Source organism: Antricoccus suffuscus (assembly GCF_003003235.1).
Taxonomy (GTDB): domain Bacteria; phylum Actinomycetota; class Actinomycetes; order Mycobacteriales; family Antricoccaceae; genus Antricoccus; species Antricoccus suffuscus.
In genome coordinates this window covers 386,287-408,481 of sequence record NZ_PVUE01000002.1, presented here as the reverse complement: position 1 = coordinate 408,481, position 22,195 = coordinate 386,287, and the positions used below count along the sequence as shown (strand labels likewise).

At 64.8% G+C, this 22,195-nt stretch carries 21 protein-coding genes; 14 read left to right on the top strand and 7 right to left on the bottom strand.

Going from position 1 to position 22,195, the window contains the following annotated elements; all coding sequences use genetic code 11:
- Window positions 1-119: 119 nt before the first annotated feature.
- Genes CLV47_RS04735 through CLV47_RS04715 form a run of 5 tightly spaced genes read left to right on the top strand, consistent with a single transcriptional unit; the run spans window position 120 to window position 4,382 of the window.
- Window positions 120-722: a biotin transporter BioY gene (locus CLV47_RS04735; protein ID WP_238145229.1), complete on the top strand. Its 603-nt coding sequence runs from the start codon at window positions 120-122 to the stop codon at window positions 720-722.
- On the top strand, window positions 709-1,935 hold the full coding sequence (locus tag CLV47_RS04730) for a class I adenylate-forming enzyme family protein (RefSeq protein WP_202862382.1): 1,227 nt from the start codon (window positions 709-711) through the stop codon (window positions 1,933-1,935). The genes CLV47_RS04735 and CLV47_RS04730 overlap by 14 nt, the downstream gene beginning before the upstream one ends.
- Complete coding sequence (locus tag CLV47_RS04725) at window positions 1,932-3,092, top strand: thiolase family protein (protein WP_177557484.1); 1,161 nt, start codon at window positions 1,932-1,934, stop codon at window positions 3,090-3,092. The genes CLV47_RS04730 and CLV47_RS04725 overlap by 4 nt, the downstream gene beginning before the upstream one ends.
- Window positions 3,089-3,769 (top strand): energy-coupling factor ABC transporter ATP-binding protein, encoded by a 681-nt coding sequence (locus CLV47_RS04720; RefSeq protein ID WP_106347819.1) that lies wholly within the window; start codon window positions 3,089-3,091, stop codon window positions 3,767-3,769. Before CLV47_RS04725 ends, CLV47_RS04720 begins: the two co-directional genes overlap by 4 nt.
- On the top strand, window positions 3,720-4,382 hold the full coding sequence (locus tag CLV47_RS04715; RefSeq protein WP_202862381.1) for an energy-coupling factor transporter transmembrane component T family protein: 663 nt from the start codon (window positions 3,720-3,722) through the stop codon (window positions 4,380-4,382). Before CLV47_RS04720 ends, CLV47_RS04715 begins: the two co-directional genes overlap by 50 nt.
- Here the strand turns inward: CLV47_RS04715 and CLV47_RS04710 are convergent.
- Entirely contained in the window at window positions 4,278-5,912 is a 1,635-nt protein-coding gene (locus tag CLV47_RS04710) for an MFS transporter (RefSeq protein WP_202862380.1), read from the bottom strand. The genes CLV47_RS04715 and CLV47_RS04710 overlap by 105 nt on opposite strands.
- Before the next feature lie 230 nt (window positions 5,913-6,142).
- Here CLV47_RS04710 and CLV47_RS04705 point away from each other — a divergent pair, with 230 nt between their 5' ends.
- Window positions 6,143-7,048: a sulfurtransferase gene (locus CLV47_RS04705; RefSeq protein ID WP_106347817.1), complete on the top strand. Its 906-nt coding sequence runs from the start codon at window positions 6,143-6,145 to the stop codon at window positions 7,046-7,048.
- Window positions 7,049-7,093: 45 nt separating this feature from the next.
- Entirely contained in the window at window positions 7,094-7,552 is a 459-nt protein-coding gene (locus CLV47_RS04700) for a SufE family protein (RefSeq protein WP_202862379.1), read from the top strand.
- A 125-nt stretch (window positions 7,553-7,677) separates the two neighbouring features.
- Here CLV47_RS04700 and CLV47_RS04695 read toward each other — a convergent pair whose 3' ends face one another.
- Window positions 7,678-8,616 carry a mechanosensitive ion channel family protein gene (locus tag CLV47_RS04695; RefSeq protein ID WP_202862378.1) on the bottom strand — a complete coding sequence of 313 codons (939 nt, stop codon included), beginning with the start codon at window positions 8,614-8,616 and terminating at the stop codon, window positions 7,678-7,680.
- 108 nt (window positions 8,617-8,724) lie between these two features.
- Complete coding sequence (locus CLV47_RS04690) at window positions 8,725-10,857, bottom strand: RecQ family ATP-dependent DNA helicase (protein WP_106347816.1); 2,133 nt, start codon at window positions 10,855-10,857, stop codon at window positions 8,725-8,727.
- A 93-nt stretch (window positions 10,858-10,950) separates the two neighbouring features.
- On the opposite strand from CLV47_RS04690, the gene CLV47_RS04685 reads away from it, so the two are divergent.
- Window positions 10,951-11,604, top strand: a complete 654-nt coding sequence (locus CLV47_RS04685) for a TMEM175 family protein (RefSeq protein ID WP_170110959.1) — start codon at window positions 10,951-10,953, stop codon at window positions 11,602-11,604.
- Window positions 11,605-11,625: 21 nt separating this feature from the next.
- Here the strand turns inward: CLV47_RS04685 and CLV47_RS04680 are convergent, their stop codons facing one another.
- Entirely contained in the window at window positions 11,626-12,705 is a 1,080-nt protein-coding gene (locus CLV47_RS04680) for a DNA polymerase domain-containing protein (protein ID WP_106347814.1), read from the bottom strand.
- A gap of 151 nt (window positions 12,706-12,856) precedes the next feature.
- On the opposite strand from CLV47_RS04680, the gene msrB reads away from it, so the two are divergent.
- The 5 genes from msrB to CLV47_RS04655 all read left to right on the top strand — a co-directional run bounded on the left by msrB (window position 12,857) and on the right by CLV47_RS04655 (window position 18,051).
- Window positions 12,857-13,282: a peptide-methionine (R)-S-oxide reductase MsrB gene (gene msrB, locus CLV47_RS04675; RefSeq protein WP_106347934.1), complete on the top strand. Its 426-nt coding sequence runs from the start codon at window positions 12,857-12,859 to the stop codon at window positions 13,280-13,282.
- A 58-nt stretch (window positions 13,283-13,340) separates the two neighbouring features.
- Window positions 13,341-14,540 (top strand): acetyl-CoA C-acetyltransferase, encoded by a 1,200-nt coding sequence (locus CLV47_RS04670; protein WP_106347813.1) that lies wholly within the window; start codon window positions 13,341-13,343, stop codon window positions 14,538-14,540.
- Between the two features lie 127 nt (window positions 14,541-14,667).
- Entirely contained in the window at window positions 14,668-15,651 is a 984-nt protein-coding gene (locus tag CLV47_RS04665) for a GlxA family transcriptional regulator (protein WP_106347812.1), read from the top strand.
- A 31-nt stretch (window positions 15,652-15,682) separates the two neighbouring features.
- The gene (locus CLV47_RS04660; protein WP_106347811.1) at window positions 15,683-16,321 is read left to right on the top strand and encodes a DJ-1/PfpI family protein; all 639 of its coding nucleotides are present in this window, start codon (window positions 15,683-15,685) and stop codon (window positions 16,319-16,321) included.
- A gap of 155 nt (window positions 16,322-16,476) precedes the next feature.
- Window positions 16,477-18,051 carry an HNH endonuclease signature motif containing protein gene (locus CLV47_RS04655; RefSeq protein WP_146135283.1) on the top strand — a complete coding sequence of 525 codons (1,575 nt, stop codon included), beginning with the start codon at window positions 16,477-16,479 and terminating at the stop codon, window positions 18,049-18,051.
- An 82-nt stretch (window positions 18,052-18,133) separates the two neighbouring features.
- Here CLV47_RS04655 and hemQ read toward each other — a convergent pair whose 3' ends face one another.
- Genes hemQ through hemE form a run of 3 tightly spaced genes read right to left on the bottom strand, consistent with a single transcriptional unit; the run spans window position 18,134 to window position 21,396 of the window.
- A complete protein-coding gene (hemQ, locus tag CLV47_RS04650) occupies window positions 18,134-18,856 on the bottom strand; it encodes a hydrogen peroxide-dependent heme synthase (RefSeq protein ID WP_106347809.1) in 723 nt (240 codons plus the stop codon).
- 30 nt (window positions 18,857-18,886) lie between these two features.
- Complete coding sequence (gene hemG / locus CLV47_RS04645) at window positions 18,887-20,350, bottom strand: protoporphyrinogen oxidase (RefSeq protein WP_106347808.1); 1,464 nt, start codon at window positions 20,348-20,350, stop codon at window positions 18,887-18,889.
- Window positions 20,347-21,396: a uroporphyrinogen decarboxylase gene (hemE, locus tag CLV47_RS04640; RefSeq protein WP_146135282.1), complete on the bottom strand. Its 1,050-nt coding sequence runs from the start codon at window positions 21,394-21,396 to the stop codon at window positions 20,347-20,349. Before hemE ends, hemG begins: the two co-directional genes overlap by 4 nt.
- A gap of 205 nt (window positions 21,397-21,601) precedes the next feature.
- Here hemE and CLV47_RS04635 point away from each other — a divergent pair, with 205 nt between their 5' ends.
- Window positions 21,602-22,195 (top strand): DUF3000 domain-containing protein, encoded by a 594-nt coding sequence (locus tag CLV47_RS04635; protein ID WP_238145228.1) that lies wholly within the window; start codon window positions 21,602-21,604, stop codon window positions 22,193-22,195.

The following is a 22,195-nucleotide window of genomic DNA, read 5'->3' as shown; positions in this document are numbered from 1 at the left end:
GTTGACGTCAGCACTCGACCTACCTTAACCTGAACGCCGTTCACTGAACAGCGTTCAGGGGACGGCGACCTCAGATTTGAACCCGGCCGCAGCCTGGCATGCACGAGAGGACCCATCACTTGTCTCACCGACGTAACTCCGCGCGCGATCTTGCCCAGATCGCCATCTTCGCGGCACTCATCGCAGCGCTCGGGCTTCCGGGGTCGCTTGCGATCGGGTCCACCGCGGTGCCTATCACGTTCCAGACACTCGGCGTCATGCTGACTGGAGCCATCATCGGCGCCCGCAAAGGATTCCTCGCCGTTTTGCTGTTTCACGTCCTTACTATCGCCGGTTTGCCGCTTCTGTCCGGTGGTCGCGGCGGGATCTCCTGGTACACCACGTCTCCGTCGGCCGGCTACGTGTACGGATGGTTGCTCGGCGTGCTGTTCATCGGCTACTTCACTGCGAAGATTCTTCCGGCCTACCCGTTGTGGGCGGCCTTCGTGATTACCGCGATCGGCGGCATTGTGCTGATCTACGCCGTCGGCATACCGGTCACCGCAATGAACCTGCACCTGCCGATGTGGGGCGCGGTGGTCGACTCGTTCAAGTTCCTTCCAGGCGACCTGATCAAGGTGGTCGCCACCGTGCTCGTCGCCAAACAAGTGCATCGCGCGTACCCGGATTTGCTGGTCACCAACACGCGTGCGCGGGTCCGGGTCGGCAGTGACAGTCACTGACCCCGCGCGGCTGGGAGAGTTGGGCGTGTGGCTGCGCGGCTCTCCCGATAGCCCGGCGCTCACGCTCGGCGGGCGCACCCTGAGCTATCGGCAGTTTGCCGATGAGATCGCCCGCCTGGAGCTCCCCGCGAGCGGATCGGTCGACGCCTCAAGCGTCGACCCCCTGCGCACCCTCACCTTGTTGTACGCCGCCATCACACGCGGCCGACCGGTCATCATCGCCGATCCGGCACACGCGGTCGACACCATTGACGAACCCCCACCAGGCACGTTTCTGGTGGCAGTCACTTCCGGATCGAGCGGACATCCGCGGCCCGTGGCGAGGACCGCCGCGTCCTGGACAGATTCCTTCGCGCCGCTTGCCGAACTCGCCGGTCTTCGTGCGACCGACACGGTCGGGCTCACCGGGCCACTGCACTCGACACTGCACCTGTTCGGTGCCATGCACACCCTATGGCTCGGGGCCCACCTCACTGAGGCAACTAGCGAAGCCACGGCCGTGCACTGCGTGCCGACCGTGCTCATGTCACTGCTCGCCACCCGCCCTAGCCGACTCCGGAGCGCCGTTGTCGCCGGGGCTGCGCTGCCCGACCACGTCACGAAAACCGCTACTGCACAGGGGATCTCGCTCCTCGAGTACTATGGCGCGACCGAACTATCGTTCGTTGCGGCGCGCCAGGTCCCGCGTCCGATGCGGGCCTTCCCCGGCGTCGAGCTCGACCTCCGCAGCGGTGTGCTGTGGTCGCGATCGCCGTACACGTCTCTCGGGTATGTCGGCGTCGACGGGCCGCTGCTTGTCGATGCTGAGGGGTTTGCAACCGTCGGCGACCTGGCAACGCTGTCCAGTGACGGCGACCTTATCGTCCGGGGCCGATCCGATGCCGCAATTCTCACGGGCGGATCGACAGTCATCGCCGAAGACGTCGAGTCGGTCCTCATGTCGCTGCCCGGAGTCCGGTCCGCGGCGGTCGTTGGTCGACCACATCCTCGTCTGGGCCAAGTGGTCATCGCCGTGCTTCAGCTCGCTACGGACACCGACATCGCCACCGTGCGGGCACTTGCTAGGCGGTCGCTGCGCGCCGAAGCCCTCCCAAGACGCTGGCATGCCGTCGACAAAATGCCGACGACCTCGACCGGCAAAGTAGCGCGCACCCTGGTAGCACGCGGCATAGCCGACGGCTCCCTGCTCACCCGGCCGGCGATCAAATCGTGACAACCGCGCACTCCCCAGTCATCGTCTCTGCGCGCCGTACGCCGGTCGGCACCGCCGGACACGGCCTCCGTTCGCTGACAGTCGATGCTCTCGCGGCAGCAGTGCTTACACCCGTCGCTGAGGATGTCGCCGGGCTCGGCCTCGACGTCGACGACGTAATCCTCGGCAACTGCCTAGGCCCAGGCGGCAATATCGCCCGTGTGGCGGCATTGCGCGCAAAGATGGGCGAGTCGGTACCAGGCGTCACAGTGGACCGACAGTGCGGCTCTGGTCTCGATGCCATCCTCCAGGGCGCGTCCCGGGTCGCCGCGGGTGACGCTGAACTGGTGCTCGCTGGAGGCGCCGAGTCGGCGTCGACGGCGCCCTGGAGGATGTGGCCGCCGGCGGGCGACACGCCGGCACATCGCTACACGCGAGCGCCGTTCGCACCGAACGGATTTCCGGATCCCGAGATGGGTCCTGCCGCAGACGCACTCGCCGCCCGCCTTGGAATCAGCCGCGAACGCCAGGACGCATGGGCCGCACGTTCACATCGCCGCGCACTGGCGGCGCAGACAGCCGGGCTGTTTGCAGCGGAGCTGGTTTCGGTCGGCGGTCTCGACCACGACGAGCGGCCCCGCGCGGGCCTCGACGAAAGACGTCTTAGTCGGTTACGCGCCGCGTTCGCACCAACTTCGGACGGATTGACCGGCACCGCGACAGCAGGCAATTCCTGTGGCATCTCTGACGGCGCCGCCGTTACCGCGATCACCACCGAACGCCATCGCGTCAGTGCCGGCTTGCCCGGCCTGCGGGTGATCGCGAGCGCGGTCGCCGGTTCCGACCCGGCGCTCCCGGGCATCGGTGCCATCCCCGCAATCCGCAAAGCACTACAGCGGAGTGATGTCGGCGTACCCGATATCGGCGCCGTCGAGATCACCGAGGCTTTCGCGTCTCAAATCATTGCCGCCGTCGACGACCTCGGCTTTGACGAAAACATTGTGTGCGCAGACGGAGGAGCGATCGCCTACGGTCACCCGTGGGGCGCGTCCGGCGCAATTCTTGTCACCCGACTGTTCACCCGAATGCTTGCGCCAGCTGGGCCAGCTGTCGGGCTCGCGGCCTGCGCAATCGGTGGCGGTCAAGGGATTGCGCTAATAGTGGAGCGGGTTCGTTGAGCCAGATCGAGTTTCGAAACGTGCACCATGCGTACGCCGACCGGCTTGTCCTCGACGGCATCGACCTCACGCTCACCGAGGGTCGCGTCGGGATCGTCGGCGCTAACGGATCCGGCAAGTCGACTCTTGCCCGGATGATCAACGGGCTCGTCGACCCGACATCGGGGGTCGTGTCCATCGACGGTTTGCACGTGGCGAAGAACCGCCGCGCCGTACGCCGGAAGGTCGGGTTCATCTTCACCAACCCCGACAATCAGATTGTCATGCCCACCGTCGGCGAGGACGTCGCGTTTACGCTGCGTCGTACTGGCCTATCCAAAGACCAGGTCGCCACGCGGACGGCCGCCGCGTTGGACCGATTTGGGCTCAGCGAACTCGCAGAACAACCGGCGCACCTGCTTTCTGGGGGACAGAAGCAACTCCTCGCGATGGCTTCGGTGATCGTGGGCGACCCGGCGATCGTGGTCGCCGACGAACCGACCACGCTGCTGGACTATCGCAATGCGCGAATGATCAACGAGATGTTGGCCGGTCTAGACCAACAGGTCGTCGTTGTCACGCATCACCTGCATCTGCTCGAAAACTTCGACCGCGTCATTGTCATTGAGGACGGCCGGGTGTACGCCGATGACACCCCGCAGCGCGCCCTCGACGCTTACCGTGCCCTGCTCGGCTGATGCCCCGATGATCGGTCTCTACGTCGCCGGAAACTCAGTCCTACACCGGGTTCCTGCCGGTCTCAAGCTCCTGCTCTTGGCGATCGGCATCTTCGGGGTTCTGCTGTTGCGCCGACCCTGGCAGATGGGAATCGCCCTACTCGCGGTCATAGCGCTGTATGCGCTGGCGACGGTCCCGTGGCAGACCGCGTGGGCGCAGCTGCGGCCGCTGGTCTGGATCGTCGTGATCGTCGCGTCGTTCCAGCTCGTCTTCGCAGGCGTCGACCGCAGCGTGATGGTCGCCGGCGCACTAGTTGTAAACGTGGCGCTCGCCGCGTTGCTGACCCTCACCACTAAGGTGACGGCGATCCTCGATGTGTGCCAATGGCTGCTGCGGCCGTTCAGGCGCGTCGGGCTCGATCCCGACCGGATCGGGCTGATGCTTGCGTTGACCATCAGATGCGTGCCCCTGGTCGCCGGCATTGTCTCCGAGGTGTCTGATGCCCGCAAGGCTCGCGGGGTTATCGGACTACGTGGGTCCGTCGTCGCGCTGGCCGCGCCCGCCGTCATCCGAGCGCTTCGCGCCGCCGATGCCATCGGCGAATCCCTTACCGCCCGCGGCATCGACGACTAGTGCGGATGCGCCTTCGTCGGCCAACTGCAATTCCGCGGTTTCCTCATAGACGGGGAACTGCCGCGGTACGACGAAAACCAGCACAAGGAACGTCAGGACCCCAGCAATCAAGAGCCCGACAAACACCGTGTGCATTGACAAGTGCAGCGAGTCGCGCAGGTACGCCGCGACACCCTCGTCTTCATGTCCATCCGCCAGCAGCCTGCTGATATCGCTGACGCTCGACGGCAGACCACCGCGGACATCCGCCGGCGCGGAGTCGAGCCTGCTGAGCAATACGAAGTTGGTGATGGCGCCAAAGATTGCCGCACCGAGACTCTGTCCAAGAGTGCGCGAGAACATCGAGCCGCTGGTGATTACGCCGCGCTCGGACCACCCGACCGTCGACTGCAGGCCGATGAGCATCGGCATCGACAGCAGGCCCATCCCCGCGCCCATCACCGCGCTTGCAACCGTCGGCTGCCAGGGCGCGGCGTCCGCGTCCAGCGTCACGAAGATAACCTCCGCCACCAGCGTCAAGCCGCAGCCGATCAGCGCGGTATCCCGGAACCCGATTCGCAGGTACAGCCGGTGCGCCTGCGATGAGGCAAGTGGCCAGGTCACCGTCATCACGGCGAGCACAAACCCAGCGGCGATCGGGCTGAGGCCAAGTACGGACTGCGCCCACGTCGGCAACGACGTCGACAGGCCAATCATCATCAGCCCCGCGATCAGCGTGGCGACGTACGACCCGGCTGTCAACCGTCTGGTCCATAGCCACGGCGGAACGACCGGCTCCGCGGCTCGGCGTTCCACGACAGTGACCATCACAAACGCCAGGACCGCGCCTCCGAAGACGACGAAACTAGGCACTGATAGCCATGCCCACGACGTACCACCCTGAAGGAGCCCGAAGACCAGGAGTCCTGAGGCGACGAGGATCAGCCCGGCGCCGGCATAGTCGATCCGATGCCGCTCACGTACGACGTTCTCCTTCAGGTAGCGCATCAGCATTGCCAACGCGATCGCGCCGAGCGGCAGATTAACCAGGAAAATCCACCGCCACGAAGCGTACTCAGCGAAGATGCCGCCGGCTGCGGGCGCGGCAATGGCCGAGATCCCCCACACGCTGGACAGCCAACCCTGGATCTTGCCGCGCTCCTCCACCCGGTAGAGGTCGGCCGCGACGGTGTTGACCGTCGCGGCGATCGAACCGGCGCCGAGCCCCTGGACGGCCCGGAAGATGATCAGCGAGAGCATGTTCCACGAGGCCGCCGACAGCGCCGAGCCGATGAGAAACAACACGATTCCGAAGACCAAGACCGGCTTGCGGCCATATAGATCAGCCAGCTTCCCGTAAACCGGGATCGTCACGGTGTTGGCTAATAGGTAGACAGAAAAAACCCACCCGATGAGGTTGAATCCGCCGAGGTCACCGACGACCTGCGGAATAGCCGTGGCGACGATAGTCGTATCCATAGCCATCAGCGCCATCGACAGCATGAGGGCGACAAGTACCGGAAATCGCCGGTCCCGCTGCTTGGTCGCCACAGTCACTCCGTTAGGCCGATGGTGGATCGGTGGTATGCGCGTCGATCAGATTACTGAAGCTGATTCGCCTGGCAGAGGCGGTGTGCGGCACGACTTCTCCCCGCATGGGAAGATGGAACGTGGATAAACCGTTACCGCATTACTACTCATAGATACCGAGCTGTGACCACAGCGCCTCGTCGCGCAGCGTCCAGTTATCGATTTCCGCACCAACTCGAAGGTGGCCTAGCATGACAGTCGCGCACGATCTCGCACCAAAGTTCGCCGAATATGCACACCCTGAGCGGCTCGTCAGCACGAGCTGGCTCGCCGACCATCTCAACGAACCAGGGGTCGTCGTCGTGGAGAGCGACGAAGACGTGCTGCTCTACGAGACCGGTCACATTCCCGGCGCCGTCAAGGTGGACTGGCACCTCGATCTCAACGACCCGGTCGCCCGGGACTACATCGACGGCGGGCGATTCGCCGACCTGATGTCCGCCAAAGGGATAGGCCGCGACACTACGGTCGTGATCTACGGCGACAAGAGCAACTGGTGGGCGGCGTACGCCCTATGGGTCTTCACCCTTTTCGGTCACCCCGATGTGCGATTGCTCGATGGTGGGCGCGCCCTGTGGCAGGCCGAGGGCCGAGAGATGACTACCGACGTACCCTCCGTGACACCGACCGACTACCCCGTTATTCGCCGCGACGACAGCCAGATCCGCGCCTTCAAAGAAGACGTGCTCGCCCACTTCGGCTCGCCGCTGATCGACGTACGGTCTCCGCAGGAATACACCGGCGAGCGCACCCATATGCCCGACTACCCGCAGGAAGGATCGCTGCGCGGCGGGCACATCCCCACTGCCGAGTCCGTTCCATGGGGTCGGGCCGCCGCCGAGGACGGCACGTTTAAGTCGCGCGCTGAACTCGAAGAGATCTACCAGGACGAGAAGGCGCTTTCACCCTCTGACAACGTCATCGCGTACTGCCGGATCGGCGAACGTTCAAGCCACACCTGGTTTGTGCTGCATCACCTCCTTGGCTTCGACAAAGTGCGCAACTACGACGGTTCGTGGACCGAGTGGGGTAACGCCGTGCGCGTACCGATTGCAACCGGCGAGGCGCCGGGCGAAGTGCCGGGATCGCCTGCATAGTAGACAAATCGATCGTTCTAAGCATCTGTTTGTGAGGAGTACGCCGTGACTGAGCCGATGACGGCCGATTTGCCCGAGACACTCGCCGGGATCGCACAGGACTTCCACGACCTGGCCGTCCCAGACCGGTTGACGCTCTTGCTGGAGTTCAGCAAGGAATTGCCAGATCTACCGTCGAAGTACGCCGACCATCCTGAGTTGCTCGAGCCGGTGCCCGAATGCCAGTCCCCGATCTTCCTCGTCACCGAGGTGGCAGACACCGGCCCAGAGGCAATCGTGCGACTGTTTTTCTCGGCTCCTCCGGAGGCTCCGACAACCCGTGGCTTCGCGGGAATCCTCAGCGAGGGCCTGGACGGTATGACCGCCGAGGAACTGCTCGACGTACCGATGGATCTGCCATTTCGGCTGGCGCTCGGCGAGGCCGTGAGCCCGTTGCGGCTGAATGGAATGGTCGGCATGCTGACCCGTATCAAGCGTCAGGTGACGGAGAAGGCGGGGCTGTAGCCCGTACGAGCACGCTCGAAGTTGCAATACAAAGCCCGCCGATCCCCTGGGGTGCAGGGACGGCGGGCTTTGTGACTTCCGCGTTATCTGGTGTCGCTAACCGACCCTAAGGCCGCTGAGCGACATTAAGGCTGCGGTGGCCGATTGCCGGCATCGAACTGCTGCGTCGGCCGATCATCGGGGTAGCCCTGCTGCGGCGAAGCGCCAGGAGGCGGGGCGAACTGCTGGGCGCCCTGCGGGCTCTGGAACTGCTCCTGGGCCGGGTAGTTCTGCGGCTGACCCTGCGCTGCCGGACGCTGACCCTGACCTGCCACGGGGTACTGACCCTGGCCCTGACGGTTCGCCGTCCGAGTCTGGTTGTGCTCCTTCGCCGCCTTGGTGTCGGCCGACATCTGATCGAGCCACCCGTCCCAACGCTGGCGCATCGGACCGATGAGTCCGCCGCCCACACCGACGATGATGACGCCGGCGATCGTGGCAAGGACTACGACCAGGACCGGGGTGGTCACCGCGAGGCCGATGCCTATCTGGTTGAGCGCGGCGATCACGCCGAGCGCGATGATGAACCAGCTCGCGATCTTAGCCAGCGTCGCGCCGTACGAGAGCGCGCTGAGCGAGCCGCTCAACAGGTCCCGCACGACTCGTGCCACGGCCGCGGCGATAACCACGATGATGATGGCGACGATCGCCTTCGGCAGCCACGCGACAATGTCGTTGACGATCGCACTGACTGGGTTAGTCGGGCCGAACGCCGACAGAGCCAGTTGCAGTGTAATGAGCAAGATGAAGTAGTAGACGAGCTTCTCAATCAGCGTGATTGCCGTGAAGTTCGAATTCTGGAAGAACTTGGAAATCCCGGATCGGTCGAGTAGCCGCGCGAACCCGACCTTGTCGAGGACCATCCTCACCAGCTTGGACACGGCCTTAGCGATAAGCCAGCCGATAAGCATGACGATGAGGAAGATGACGAGCTTGGGCACAAACGAGGCAATTGATGCCCACGCGCTTGTGAGACCCGAACTCCAATCCAGGGCTAATTGAGATGTGGATATTCCAGCTGACATGTGGCTCACTCCGTTGTCTAGCGGACAGTTCCTTACCTTTACCCCAGTTCGACGGTAACAATCATTCGGCCAAATATTGGCGATTTCGCAAGGTCACCGGCTCAAGTCCTACGGGCGGCGGTGCACTAGCAGCGGGAGCACGGCCTTCGCGCCGGCCGTGCGAAGGTGTGATGCGGCGACCGTGACGGGCCATCCCGATGAGCTCGCGTCGACCACAAGCAGCACGCTGCGGTCCGCGACAGCGTCGCACAACGCCTCGTTGACTCGGATCGAATCGCGCCAGTACGCCGCCTCGTCAGCAGAGGATGCGTCCGTTGCCAATGCCCGGTCGGAAATGATCGGCATCTCGGCCGTTTGCAACTTGCCGACGGCAGCGAGGTGGCGCGCAATACCGCCTGTCAACTGGGAGAACCCGGCGGCGGGAAGCGCGATTGCGACTTCAGGCCGGCCCGACCAGGAGGATCGCCATCGCGAGAGTGTGGCGACGGCGGCATCGTTGAGCTCTTGCACCGGTTCCCCGTCGACCCCGAACGCCTGCCGGATCACCTCGCGCCATTCTGGCGCGTCTGCGTGCACGATGACACGGCCAGGATCGGGCATCTCGTTACCGGGTATCCGGCCTCGGCTACCGAAGGCGCCTCCCGGCCACATCTTGCGTGGTTCGAGCACGTGCGTCTCGCCGCGCAATATGGTAGTGACCTGCGCCACAATCTCGTTCGAAGGCTCCACACGCAGCGGTTCGGGCAGCCTGCCGAGGCACACCGAACAGCGTCCACACGCTGCCGCCGTCTGGTCATCGAGCGACTCCTGCAGAAGCTGCATCAGGCAGCGTTCACCACGCGTATAGGCCCGCATGATTTGGGCTTCGCGTCTGCGGGTCGCGATGATCGCGTCGTAGTGAGGCGCGTCGTATCGCCAGTCCTTGCCGGTGCGCCGCCAGCCGCCCTCGGCACGCTCGACCACGCCGTCGACGGCGAGTTGCTTGAGCATCAGCTCCACCTTTGTACGACGCAGACCAGTCTCAGCCTCAAGCGCCGGCACGCTGGCCAGCTCGCCATCCGAGTACGCCGCCAGGCCTGCAAGCAACTTCTCGACCTGGCGTTCATCGGGGATGGTCGCGGTCGCGAAGTACTCCCAGACGCCAGCATCCGCTTCAGACGGCAAGAGCGCCACGATGGCGTGGTCTATCGCGCGACCGGCACGTCCGACCTGTTGGTAATACGAGACTGGCGACGGTGGGGATCCCACGTGCACGACAAATCCCAGGTCCGGTTTGTCGTAGCCCATGCCCAGTGCCGACGTCGCGATCAACGCCTTGAGCCGATTGTCGCGAAGCTGGTCTTCCAGCCGCTCGCGCTGCGCAGCGTCCAACTTGCCGGTGTACGCCGCGACCTTGGTATCGCTGCCATGAACCGCTTGTACGGCGGCGGCAAGGCGTTCGGCGTCGGCGACCGTGAGCGTGTAGACAATGCCGGACCCGGGCAGTTCCGGCAGATGGTCTATCACCCACGCGTAGCGTTCGAGCGGCGACAACGCGTCTACTACGGCCAGTTGCAGACTCCTGCGCGCGAGCGGGCCCCGCAACACCAACGTCGTCTCGCCGAGCTGCGCTGCGACATCTTCTGTCACGCGCGCGTTCGCCGTCGCCGTCGTGGCTAACACTGGCGTTTGCGGATTGAGTCGCTGCAACACCTCGGAGACCCGGCGATAGTCCGGCCGGAAGTCGTGTCCCCAGTCCGAGACCGCGTGCGCCTCGTCAATGACCAACAACCCGAGGTTGCCGGCAAGCCGGTCGAGCACCCGGCGGCCGAAGCCGGGATTGGCCAGCCGTTCTGGGGACACGAGGAGTACATCGAGATCGCCGCTGCGTAAGGAGTCTTCGATTGTCGACCATGCGTCGATGTTGGACGAGTTGACGGTCGCGGCGCGCAGTCCCGCGCGCTCGGCGGCTGCGACCTGATCGCGCATGAGGGAGAGCAGCGGCGAGACCACGAGTGTCGGACCGGCACCTTCATGCCGTCTGATCGCGGTTGCTGCCCAGTACACCGCGGACTTCCCCCACCCGGTCGCTTGCACGACCAGCACACGCGCGGCCGGCTCGCACAAGGCGGCGACCGCCTGCGCCTGGTCGTCGCGTAGCCGGGCACCCTCACCCGCGATCGATACGATCACCGACGCGGCGATCTCCGAGCGGGGCTCGGACAACTGGTCCACTGTCTGATCATTCAACGCATCGGTCATGACCACGACCCTAGGGGTCCGCGCCGACACGTGCGCACCATCATCCACAACCCTCAAATGTCCCTCTTGCTATCCCCAGAGCAGACTGTTGCCATGCAGCGACCAGATGAATCCGGTGATGCCGGCCCGATGCCTGACCCTGACACCACGTCCCGATCGCCCGCCAGGACGATAGCTCTGACCGATGGCGTCGCAGCGATCGCGATGACCTTGTTGGTGCTGCCGTTGATAGACCTGGTCCCCGAAGCCAGCAAACTAGGGTTCGGCTCGATGTTTGTCGACAACGTCGGACCGTTTTTTGCGTTCGCACTCTCATTCTTCGTGATCTACCAATTCTGGACCACCCACGACCGGCTCTATAGCGCATTCCCCAACCACAATGCGCGAGGCGTGACGGGACTGCACGGGATATGGCTGCTCTCGATCGCATTCCTGCCGTTCCCAACGGCGCTGCTCGGCCGCACCGACAATGGCGGGGCCGTCCCTCTGTATCTGGGTACGTTGCTTGTGATCAGTCTCAGCGGGGCGCTGATCGCACTCGGCGTGATGCGTCGCTACGAAATAGAGTCGGGCCAGGCCTCGCAGATCGTCACGGCGATACAGATGCGGTCGACGTGGCTGACGACCGCCGTTTTTGCGCTCTGCTTCGCGGTGAGCTGGTGGCTTGCCGATGCTGCGCTGTATGGTCTGCTGCTGCTGATCCCGGCCCGACTGCTGATCAGGCGTGCGCCGGCCCGCACCAGCTAGCGGCAGCACCGCACGTGCTCGCTACTGAGCCATTCGATTGCCGTGTTCATCCCAATGACCCTCGACCTTCTTGGACGGCTGTACTCGCGGAGGCTCGCCAGGCATCTTCGGGTATTCGGGTGGCCAGTTGAGCTCGCCACCCGGCAGCGACTGCCACAGGTCCAGCAGCGGCGTGATGTCATTAGCCGTCTCGTTCATGCCAGCCCACGGGTCACCATCGGCGAGGTAATCCACGACGGTAGTGACGTTGAAGGCGTGCGGTGAAGTAGTTTCGGCCAATCGCTCCCACGTCATTGGTGTCGAGACCGGAGCACCCGCCCTCGCCCGCACGCTCCACGCAGAGGCGACACTGCGATCACGCAGATTCTGGTTGTAGTCCAAGAAGACTGAGGACTCCCCTCGCTGTTCCTTCCACCACGCCGTGGTGACTGAATCGTCGCGACGCGCAAGTTCCCTACCCAGACCGATGGCGGCGTGGCGCACCTCGTCAAAGGTCCACCGCGGCTCGATGCGGACATATACATGGATGCCACGACTGCCACTGGTCTTCGGGTAGCTCCTCAGACCGAGCTCCTCCAAGAGTTCTCTGGCTGCCATCGCGACCCTTCGCACGTCGCCGAAAGTCGCTTCGGGTTGAGGGTCAAGATCGATACGCAGCTCGTCGGGATGGTCGACATCGGGCCGGCGTACCGGCCATGGATGGAAGGTCAGCGTGCCCATCTGTGCGGCCCACACGAATGCAGCGGGTTCGCTCGCACACAACTCATCGATGGGCCTGCCGTTGGGGGTTGCCACGCGCACCGTCTCTACCCACTCGGGAGCTCCCTTTGGCAGGCGCTTGGAGTAGAACCCATCCCCCTCCTTCTCTGGGGTTGTCAGTGTCATGCCGTCGCGGTAGCCGTTAGGCCATCGTTCGAGGGCGCACGGCCGCTCACCGATGCTGGTCATGAGTGCCTCAGACACGGCGGCGAAGTAGGAGCAAACCTCCAACTTCGTCAGAGCAGGCGTCCGATCCGTGGCCTCGAACACGACCCGATCAGGTGACGACACACGGACGTCGCGTTCGCCAACTTGCAGGTGCGCTGCTGGAGTCTTTGCCATTGCCTAGCCTTCCTCCGCCTGGTCGCACAGGGGCCATTGTGTGGTCACAACGAAACGCGCCCAGCCGAGTTCAAGCGATGCTACTTCGAAACCTGGACAGATCCGATACCAAGGTCTCGCGACCGTGGCGGCAGCGACGTACCGTGGAGGCATGACTTCTCATGCAACTGAACCAGCGCCCACCGTCGACAAGACCGACGAGCAGTGGCGCCAGCAGCTCAACGACGAAGAGTTCGCGGTCCTTCGGCAGGCCGCTACCGAGCGTCCGTTCACCGGAGAGTACGTCGACACCGAGACCGAGGGCGTGTATCAGTGCCGCGCTTGCGGTGCCGAGTTGTTCCGCTCCGACACGAAGTTCGGCAGTCACTGCGGGTGGCCGAGCTTCTATGCACCTTCCGAGTCCGACGCCGTGATCCTGCGCGAAGACTCAACACTCGGCATGACCCGCGTCGAGGTTCTCTGCCGTGCCTGCCATTCCCACCTCGGCCACGTTTTTCATGGTGAGGGTTATGCCACACCGACCGATGATCGATACTGCATTAACTCGGTTAGTTTGACCCTCGAGCCGAAGGCCTAGGCAACCGAGGTCGAACTATTCGTAGCCGTCCGCCCCGTCACTGAGGAGTACCACCATCATGAGAAGAGCCGCGCTCGTTTCCCCTGTCCGCACGCCTGTCGGCACGTACGGCGGATCGCTGCGCCCAGTCCCCGTTGAGGAGCTCGCCGCTCATGTGATCACCGAGGTCGTCAAACGCTCCGGTATCGATCCGGAAGTGATCGAGGACGTTGTGTTCGCCCAGTCCTACGCCAGCTCCGAGGTACCCTGCGTCGGCCGCTGGGCTGCGCTGCAGGCCGGACTGCCGACCCACGTTCCGGGGATCCAGCTCGATCGCCGCTGTGGCGGTGGCCTTCAGGCCATCGTGACCGCATCGATGATGATCGAAAGCGGTGCCGCGGACGTCGTACTCGCCGGCGGGGTCGAGAGCATGAGCAACATCGAGCACTACACGACCGACTTGCGGTGGGGCGCACGTTCCGGTGGCTCCACGCTGCACGACCGTCTGGACCGCGGTCGCGAACGTTCCCAGCCGGTGTGGCGGTACGGCGAGATCTCCGGGATGATCGAAACCGCCGAAAACCTCGCGACCGAATACGGCATCACCCGCGACGAGTCCGACGCTTACGCGCTGCAGAGCCAGCATCGTGCGCACGCCGCGTGGGAGGCAGGTCGCTTCGAAGAGGAGACCGTCCCGGTGACCGTCCCCCAGCGCAAGGGCGACCCGGTCGTGGTCTCCAAAGACGAAGGCGTCCGTCCCAACACGACGATCGAGACCCTCGGCAAACTACGCAGCCTGGTCAAGGACGGCGTGGTCACCGCCGGGAATGCGAGCCAGCAAAACGACGCTTCGGCAGCCGTTCTGATCGTCGCCGAGGACAAGCTAGACGAGTTCAACCTTGAGCCGATGGGCTTCCTCAAGGGCTGGACCGCGGTTGGCTGCGAGCCCGGCACCATGGGCTTCGGCCCGGTCCCCGCTGTCGCCAAGCTGATGCCGAAGATTGGCCTCACCCTCGACGACATGGATCTGGTCGAGCTCAACGAAGCGTTTGCCTGCCAGGTGCTCGCCGTCCTCAAGGGCTGGGGTTGGTCGGACATGGACAAGCTCAACGTCAACGGCGGCGGCATCTCGCTCGGCCACCCGATCGGCGCGACCGGCGTACGCATCGCGACCTCGCTGCTGCACGAGATGAAGCGGCGTGACGCAAAGTACGGCCTGGAGACAATGTGCGTCGGCGGTGGCCAGGGCATGGCGGCGGTCTTCGAATCCGCTAACTAACACGCACTTCTCGATGGGCCGGCCCGATCTGGGCCGGCCCATTCTGCATTCCGCTGTTTCGTGAGTTGGCGGGATCTGTGGGCATCTTGACATTTACGCCAGATCGTTGCCACGGCAGTATGGAGCCATGACCACGACATCGCCGGACCCGCGACGCGTGGTCGTGCTGTGTTTCAACGATGTGCAGTCACTCGATATCACCGGTCCTCTTGAGGTTTTCGCCAGCGCCAACAAGATCCGGCGGCCTGACGCGGACGACGAGCCATACGAATGCGCGCTAGTCAGTGCCGCGGGAACGGTCCGCACCTCGAGTGGCCTCACGCTGCTCACCGACAAGCTCCCCCTCAACACCGCCGGCATCGACACGATCGTCGTACCTGGCGGATTCGGCGCACGGCACCTCGCCAGCGACGACCCCACTGTCCGCTGGCTTACGCGTGCCGCCCCCAGGGCCCGGAGAGTCGCAACCGTGTGCACGGGCGCTTTCATCGCCGGCCGTGCCGGGCTCCTGGTCGGGCGTGAGGTGACGACGCACTGGGCGTACGGCGAGCAGCTACAGAACGAGTTCCCCGAGGCTGCGGTCAATACCGATCCGATCTACCGTCACGACGAGGACCTCTGGAGCTCGGCAGGTGTCACGGCGGGTATCGACCTCGCGTTGGCCCTCGTGCAGACAGACCTCGGTCACGAGGCATCTCAGACAATCGCTCGCTGGTTGGTGATGTTTCTGCACCGGCCAGGCAGTCAGAGTCAGTTCGCGATGCCCAGCTGGGCGCCGCGGGCGCGACTCTCACCCATCCGCGAGGCTCAGAATCTGGTCGCGGCGGACCCGGCGGCCGATCATCGGGTCGGCGTACTGGCCACGAAAGTCGGGATGAGTGAACGCAACTTCACCCGAGTCTTCCTTCGGGAGGTCGGCGTCTCCCCTGCCCGGTACGTCGAGGATGCGCGAGTGCGCACTGCCCGCGTCCTGCTGGAGAAGCGTGACGGCACGACAAACTCAATCGCCCACCGTTGCGGGTTTGGCACGGCAGAGACGATGCGCCGCGCGTTCATACGCCACGTCGGCATCGCCCCGGATCACTATCGAGGCAGATTCGGCAACGTATGACTCCCGAACTATCCACGACCGAAAGGACACCATGAAGCTAGCGATCGCCCTGTTTCCAAGGATTACCGCACTCGACGCGATCGGACCGTACGAGGTTCTGCAACGCATCCCGGAGTTCGAGGTGACCTTCGTCGGGCACGAGCGCGGCGAGGTCCGTACCGAGAACGGCATGCTCGGGCTGATCGTCGACGCGACATTCGAGGACATGCCGAATCCTGATGTACTGCTGATGCCCGGCGGGATCGGTACGCGCACGCTGATCAAGGACAAACGCATCCTCGATTGGGTACGCGGCGCGTACGACGGCGGCGCATTGGTGACCTCCGTCTGCTCAGGCGCCTTGGTAATTGCCGCAACCGGTCTGCTCGACGGACTTACCGCTGCCACGCACTGGGGCGTCTACGACCTGCTGAACACCCTCGGTGCAACTGCCGTCGAGGATCGCGTCGTACCGCATTGGGAGCGCCGAATCGTCACTTCGGCGGGCGTTTCCAGCGGCATCGACATGGCCTTGACGCTCGCTGCGCATCTCGTCGACGAGACCGCGGCGAAGGCGGCGCAGCTGTTCATCGAGTACGACCCGCAGCCGCCGTTCGACAGCGGGTCCCTGGCCAAGGCGGGCCCGGAGGTGCTAGCACGGGCCAAGGAGAACAACAAAGTCCGCGCCTAGCGCAGGTCCGTCACTGACCTTTCGTTCGATCCGGTGAATCGTGGCCTCGGCTCAGACAACTACGAATCGGTGAACTGTCACCGATGTCCTGACACATCACAACGCGGCCTGTGAACAACCTCAAAATTGTCGTACACCTGTCCTACCATCGAGACATGCGTAGGAGCCGGAGAACACCCCACGACCCGATCGGCCTGATCAACGATGACGACGTGCTCTACGGCGGAGAGTTCACCACCGCAATCGCCACCCTGAGCACACTCGAGACGGCCGCGGCACGTCACCACCACGCCGAAATCACCGCCCTGGTCACCGCGCACCGTAACTGCGCGCAGTTCCTCGAAGCCGACGCCGACCCCGCCGCGGTCCGCGCGCACGGACCGCACTGGCGCGTAGACACGTGGCTATCGGCGCGGCAGATCCTGCTCGCCGAATACGCGCCCGCCTGCGCGCTCAGCCTCAGCACCGCCAGCAGCAGGATCAACCACGCCCTCGCCGCGCACACCAACCACCCGGACGCCGTCACCGCGCTACTGCACCCCGCGAGCGGGATGACTGTACAGAAACTCCGCATCCTGATCCGCGAGACCGAAGCGCTGCACCATCAACAATGCGCCGAACTCGACGCGATCGTGCTGCCACGCGCCGCAGGAGACAACACCGCGCAATGGCGCCGCCGGATCCGCGCAGCCCTCCTCGCGGTCCTCGGCACACCGATCGCCAAGAAGATCCGTAAGAACCGGCAGTCTCAGCGGTACGTCGCGATCAGCCCCGACGGCGACATCGCGCACCTGCTCGGTGAACTACCCCTCGCCCAAGCCCAAGCGTTCACCACCGCCCTGGACGACCTCGCCGGCGACGCGGCGCCCGGCGACACCCGTACCCACCAGCAGCGCCGCGCCGACGCGCTCCTGACCTGCGTGCTCGGGCCGGCCGCGTTCACCCGCGACCACTCCGGCGACCCGGGCACGGCCTGTTTCGACGAAGACGGGCAGTACACGATTATCGACCCGGCCGAGACCGGGCAGGTCACCGAAATGTGGGACCTGATCCGGCAACTATCCGCGTGCATCGACCTCACCCTGCCCCGCACGCCCCTGGTGACCGTCGACGTCACGATCCCCGCGGCGATTCTGGCCGGTGCCGACACCGCCGCCCGCGCCACGACACAGGCCGGCCCGGCGTGCCCGGCCTGCGGCAGCCACCAACCCGACCCAGCCAGCAACACCAGCAACACCGGTACCTCAGAAGAGGCTGGTGCGACCGACGCCAACGTGACGACCACCGACCTCCGCGCGCATGCGGTGATCAACGGACTCGGACCCATCGACCCCGACCTCGCCCGCACGCTCGCCACAGACGCCCGCTGGCGACGGATCGTCAACGACCCGATCACCGGGATCGTCTACGACGTCGGCACCACCCGCTACCGGCCACCCGCCGACATGCGCCGCCGAATCGTCGCGCGAGACGGCGTCTGCCGCTTCCCCGGCTGCACCCGTAAAGCGGTCTACTGCCACCTCGACCACGTCACCGCATACCCCGCCGGGCCCACCGCCGATGCCAATCTCGCCGCACTCTGCGAATTCCACCACCGCATCAAACACCAGACCGGATGGACACCCACGATGCACACCGACGGGCGCATCGACTGGATCAGCCCCACCGGCCGCAAATACACCACCTACCCCATCAACCGACAAGCACCACCCCGCACGACCGCGGCCTAGTTCCACAGCAGTCATATTCAGACGGAACCACCCACGCAGGCTGCCCTGCGCGGGTGGTTCCGGTGGTTTACGGCAAACCGTGCTACGGCATGCTGGCGAGAATTTCACCTATCGGGCGGCGGATCCCGCTGTAGAACGGAATCTCTTCGCGGACGTGCCGGCGCGCCTCCGCGGCGCGCAGCTCGCGCATGAGGTCGACGATGCGGTGCATTTCCTTCGCCTCAAACGACAGCATCCACTCGTAGTCGCCGAGCGCGAACGCCGCAACTGTGTTGGCCTGCACATCGCCATAGTCGCGCGCGAGCTTGCCGTGGCCGGCCAGCATTTCGCGGCGCTCCTCATCGGGCAACAGATACCAGTCGTAGGACCGCACGAACGGATAGACGCAGATGTACTTCAGGGGCTCCTCACCATTGAGGAACGCCGGAATGTGCTGGCGGTTGAACTCGGCAGGGCGATGCAGTGCCATCTGCGACCACACCGGCTCCAAGTGCGCACCGAGTGCACTTCGACGTACGGCGGAATACGCCCGCTGCAGGCCATCGGGATCCGGCGCGTGCCACCAGATCATGATGTCGGCATCGGCTCGGAAGCCAGACACGTCGTACACGCCACGCACGATCAGGCCGTCGCTCTTCGCGCCGGCCTTGAAGATCTCCTCGATCTCCTTGGCCGCCTTCTTGCGCGAGACCTCCAGTCCGCGCAGCGATGGCGTCAGTTTGAACACTGAGTACATCGTGTAAAGAATCTTCGAATTGAGCTCTTCGGCGCGCTTAGCGTCCGGCTCACTTCTTTTTTCACTCATATTGACCTCATTCGCTCGATATTGCATGTGTCATTGAGAAGTTCCTTCCGTGGACTCGGTCAGATGCGAAAGCACGACCTCGGCGGCCGCTTGTCCGCTAGAGATGCACGCCGGCACTCCGACACCCTGGTACGTCGCGCCAGCAACAGCGAGTCCCTTCACCTCATCTACCGCTTGCCGCACGCGTGTCACCCGATCGAGGTGGCCGACGTCGTACTGCGGTAAAGCTCCGCCCCACCGTTGAACGACGACGTCGCATGGTTGGCCCGAAATGCCGGCCAGGAGCGCAAGATCGCGCCGAGCCAACGCCACAAGGTCGGGGTCCGGGCGCTGAAGCATGGCTTCCTCGCCAATCCGCCCGACCGACACGCGCACCAGAAACAAGTCCTCGTGGCCCGTTCCATCGGCGACCAGGTGCGGCCATTTGTTGGATACATACGTCGCCGCTTTGATCGTCGTACCCACCGAAACGGGCACCAGAAACCCACTACCCGTTGGTGGTGGCATCGCCAGGTCCGCTGTCCGGTATGCGAAAGCGAGGACAGCCATACTTGCGGTCGGGACTTCGGCCAGCGCCGCTGAGCCATCCGCGGTGACCCCGGCCAGCAACTGCGCGGCCTTCGACGGTCCGGTCGCGACAATGACCGACGTCGCCTTGATGAGATGCGGATCGGCGCCGGTGCCAACTTCGACATTGAAGCCGTCAGCAGTACGCCGCAACGACCGTGCGGGGCAGCGCAGATGCACCTGTACGCCGGCGGCCTCGGCCATTGCCGCAGGTAGCCGCGACACCCCACCGTCGACCAGTGTCGTGAAAACCGGCATCGCGGTCGTATCGGTAGATTTCGGCGGCAACAGCACCTTGGCCGCCTCGATCACATCGGGCTCCTGCTGCATCCGCGCGAAGAGTGCGGGCATCGTCGCGGCAAGCGAAAGGCGATCCGCGCGGCCGGCATACACGCCGCCGAGCATCGGTTCGACCAGTCGATCGACGACCTCACCGCCCAAGCGTGAGCCGATCGCTTCGGCCACACTCACATCGCCGCTGAGGACGGCGCCCCGCTGCCGGTCACGCACGGCGGCCACGCCAGCGGTCGTGAGCAGGCCAGAGACGGCGAGTGATTCCTCATCCGTGGGCACACCCATCGAGGTCATCGGCATTGGGTACTGTCCGTCAGCCAAGGCGATCTTTGCCGAAAGAACGCCGGGAAAGCGCATCTGGTCGCCCAGCCCGAGAGTGTCGATCAACTCGAGTGCTTCAGGTCGCCGAGTGAGCAGCGCCTCCGCGCCAATATCGATCGGCACGTCGGCCAAGTGAGCCGCGCGCAGCTTGCCGCCGACCACGTCGGCGATGTCGATCATCTGTACATCGAGTCGCGGATTTTCCTTACGCAGCCGCAATGCCGCGCTCAACCCAGAGATGCCGGCGCCGATGACGAGCACGTCGCACGCTTGAGGAAGCGGTGCGACGCGGGCTGCTGTAACCGTGCTCACGACGCGGCTGACACCTCGTGAACGAGCGCGACGACGCGGGTCAGCACATCCGGGTCAGTGTTTGGAAGCACACCGTGACCCAAGTTGAAGATGTGCCCGGGGGCGCGCTGACCCTCGGCGACGATTCGTCGTATCTCGGTCTCGATCACCTCCCAGTCCGCGAACAGCAGCGCCGGATCGAGGTTGCCCTGCACGGCGTACGCCGGACCCACCTGCGCGCTGGCGTGGTCGAGCGGCGTACGCCAGTCCACGCCGATCACGTCGGCACCGGCACCAGCCATCGACGGCAGCAGTAGCGCCGTGCCCAGCCCGAAATGGATCTTGGGCACCCGATCACCTATCGCCCCGAAAATCGCCGCACTGTGGGGCCGCACAAGCCGTTCGTAGTCCGCGACCGACAAGGCGCCCGCCCACGAGTCGAAGAGCTGCACCGCGCTCACGCCCGCGTCGATCTGGACCCGCAGAAATGTCGAGGAGATCTGTGAGAGCCTCTGCAGCAGGTCGTGCCACGCATCCGGCTGCGAATGCATGAACGCCTTGGTCTTCTCATGGTTGCGCGAGGGGCCACCCTCGATGAGGTACGACGCGAGCGTGAACGGCGCGCCGGCGAATCCGATCAGCGGCGTGTTACCGAGCTCGGCGACCAGTTGACGCACGGCCTGGTCGATAAAGTCCACTTGCGCGGGATCCATGCTCGGCAGCTGCGAGACGTCCGCGGCGCTGCGGATCGGTTCGGCGATGACGGGGCCGACTCCGGGTCGAATGTCGAGGTCGACACCGATCGCGCGCAACGGCAACACGATGTCCGAGTACAGGATGGCGGCGTCGACCTTGTGCCGGCGTACCGGTTGCAGCGTGATCTCGGTGACCAGGTCCGGACGCATGCACGAGTCGAGCATGTCGACGCCGATCCGCACCTCGCGGTATTCCGGCAGCGAACGACCCGCCTGCCGCATGAACCAGACAGGAGTGTGCGGCACCGGCTGCCGCCGGGCCGCGGCGATCAGCGGACTGGCCGTCAGGTCCTGCGGCAGGGACATCGACATGTGTGAATTGGGTTCCGGACTCGAGTGTTCGGTCGCCGTTGAATTTTTTCCCATGATGCCTGACATCTTCCCACGGCTCGTAGAACCCCGCCGCCGGTGAGTGCGCCGCACAGCAACCTTGGTCCGAGGTCACAATTCAGGCTCAGCCGGTATCCGGCGGCGCGTCTCCACCGATGCGACGTCGTTCGGTTTTAGTCTGCTCAGTGTGACCATCGCAAATTCGGCCTCGGACCCGACCTCCGCTCCTGAAGATTTCCAGCGAGCCGTAGCGAGCCTGTCGAGCGTGACGGTCCGGCCCGAGGTGACTCTCGAGCCCATCCGCGCCCCGCAGCGACTCGCGCCGTACTCGTACGCCCTCGGCGCCGAGGTGCTCCTCGACCCGGCCTCCGACGTGGCCGAGGCCACTGGCCGCCTGGTCCTGCTGCACGACCCCGCCGGCGACGAGGCCTGGGACGGCACGCTGCGCCTAGTCTCCTACGTCAGCGCGGCGCTCGAACCAGACATGGCCGGCGACCCGCTACTGACGGATGCGGCCTGGTCGTGGCTGACTGAGTCACTCGAAGAACACGGCGCACCATACGTCGCCCTCGGCGGCACCGTCACCCAGACGTCGTCGACGCGGTACGGCGACCTCAGTGGCCCCGAAAGTACGACGGACCTCGAGATCCGCGCCTCGTGGACCGCGACCGGTCCCGACCTGGCCGGTCATCTCAACGCGTGGGTCAATCTTCTGGCCTCCGCGGCCGGCGCACCGCCGCCCGGCGTTAGCCTCATCGCGCAGCGCGACTCCACGGGCTAG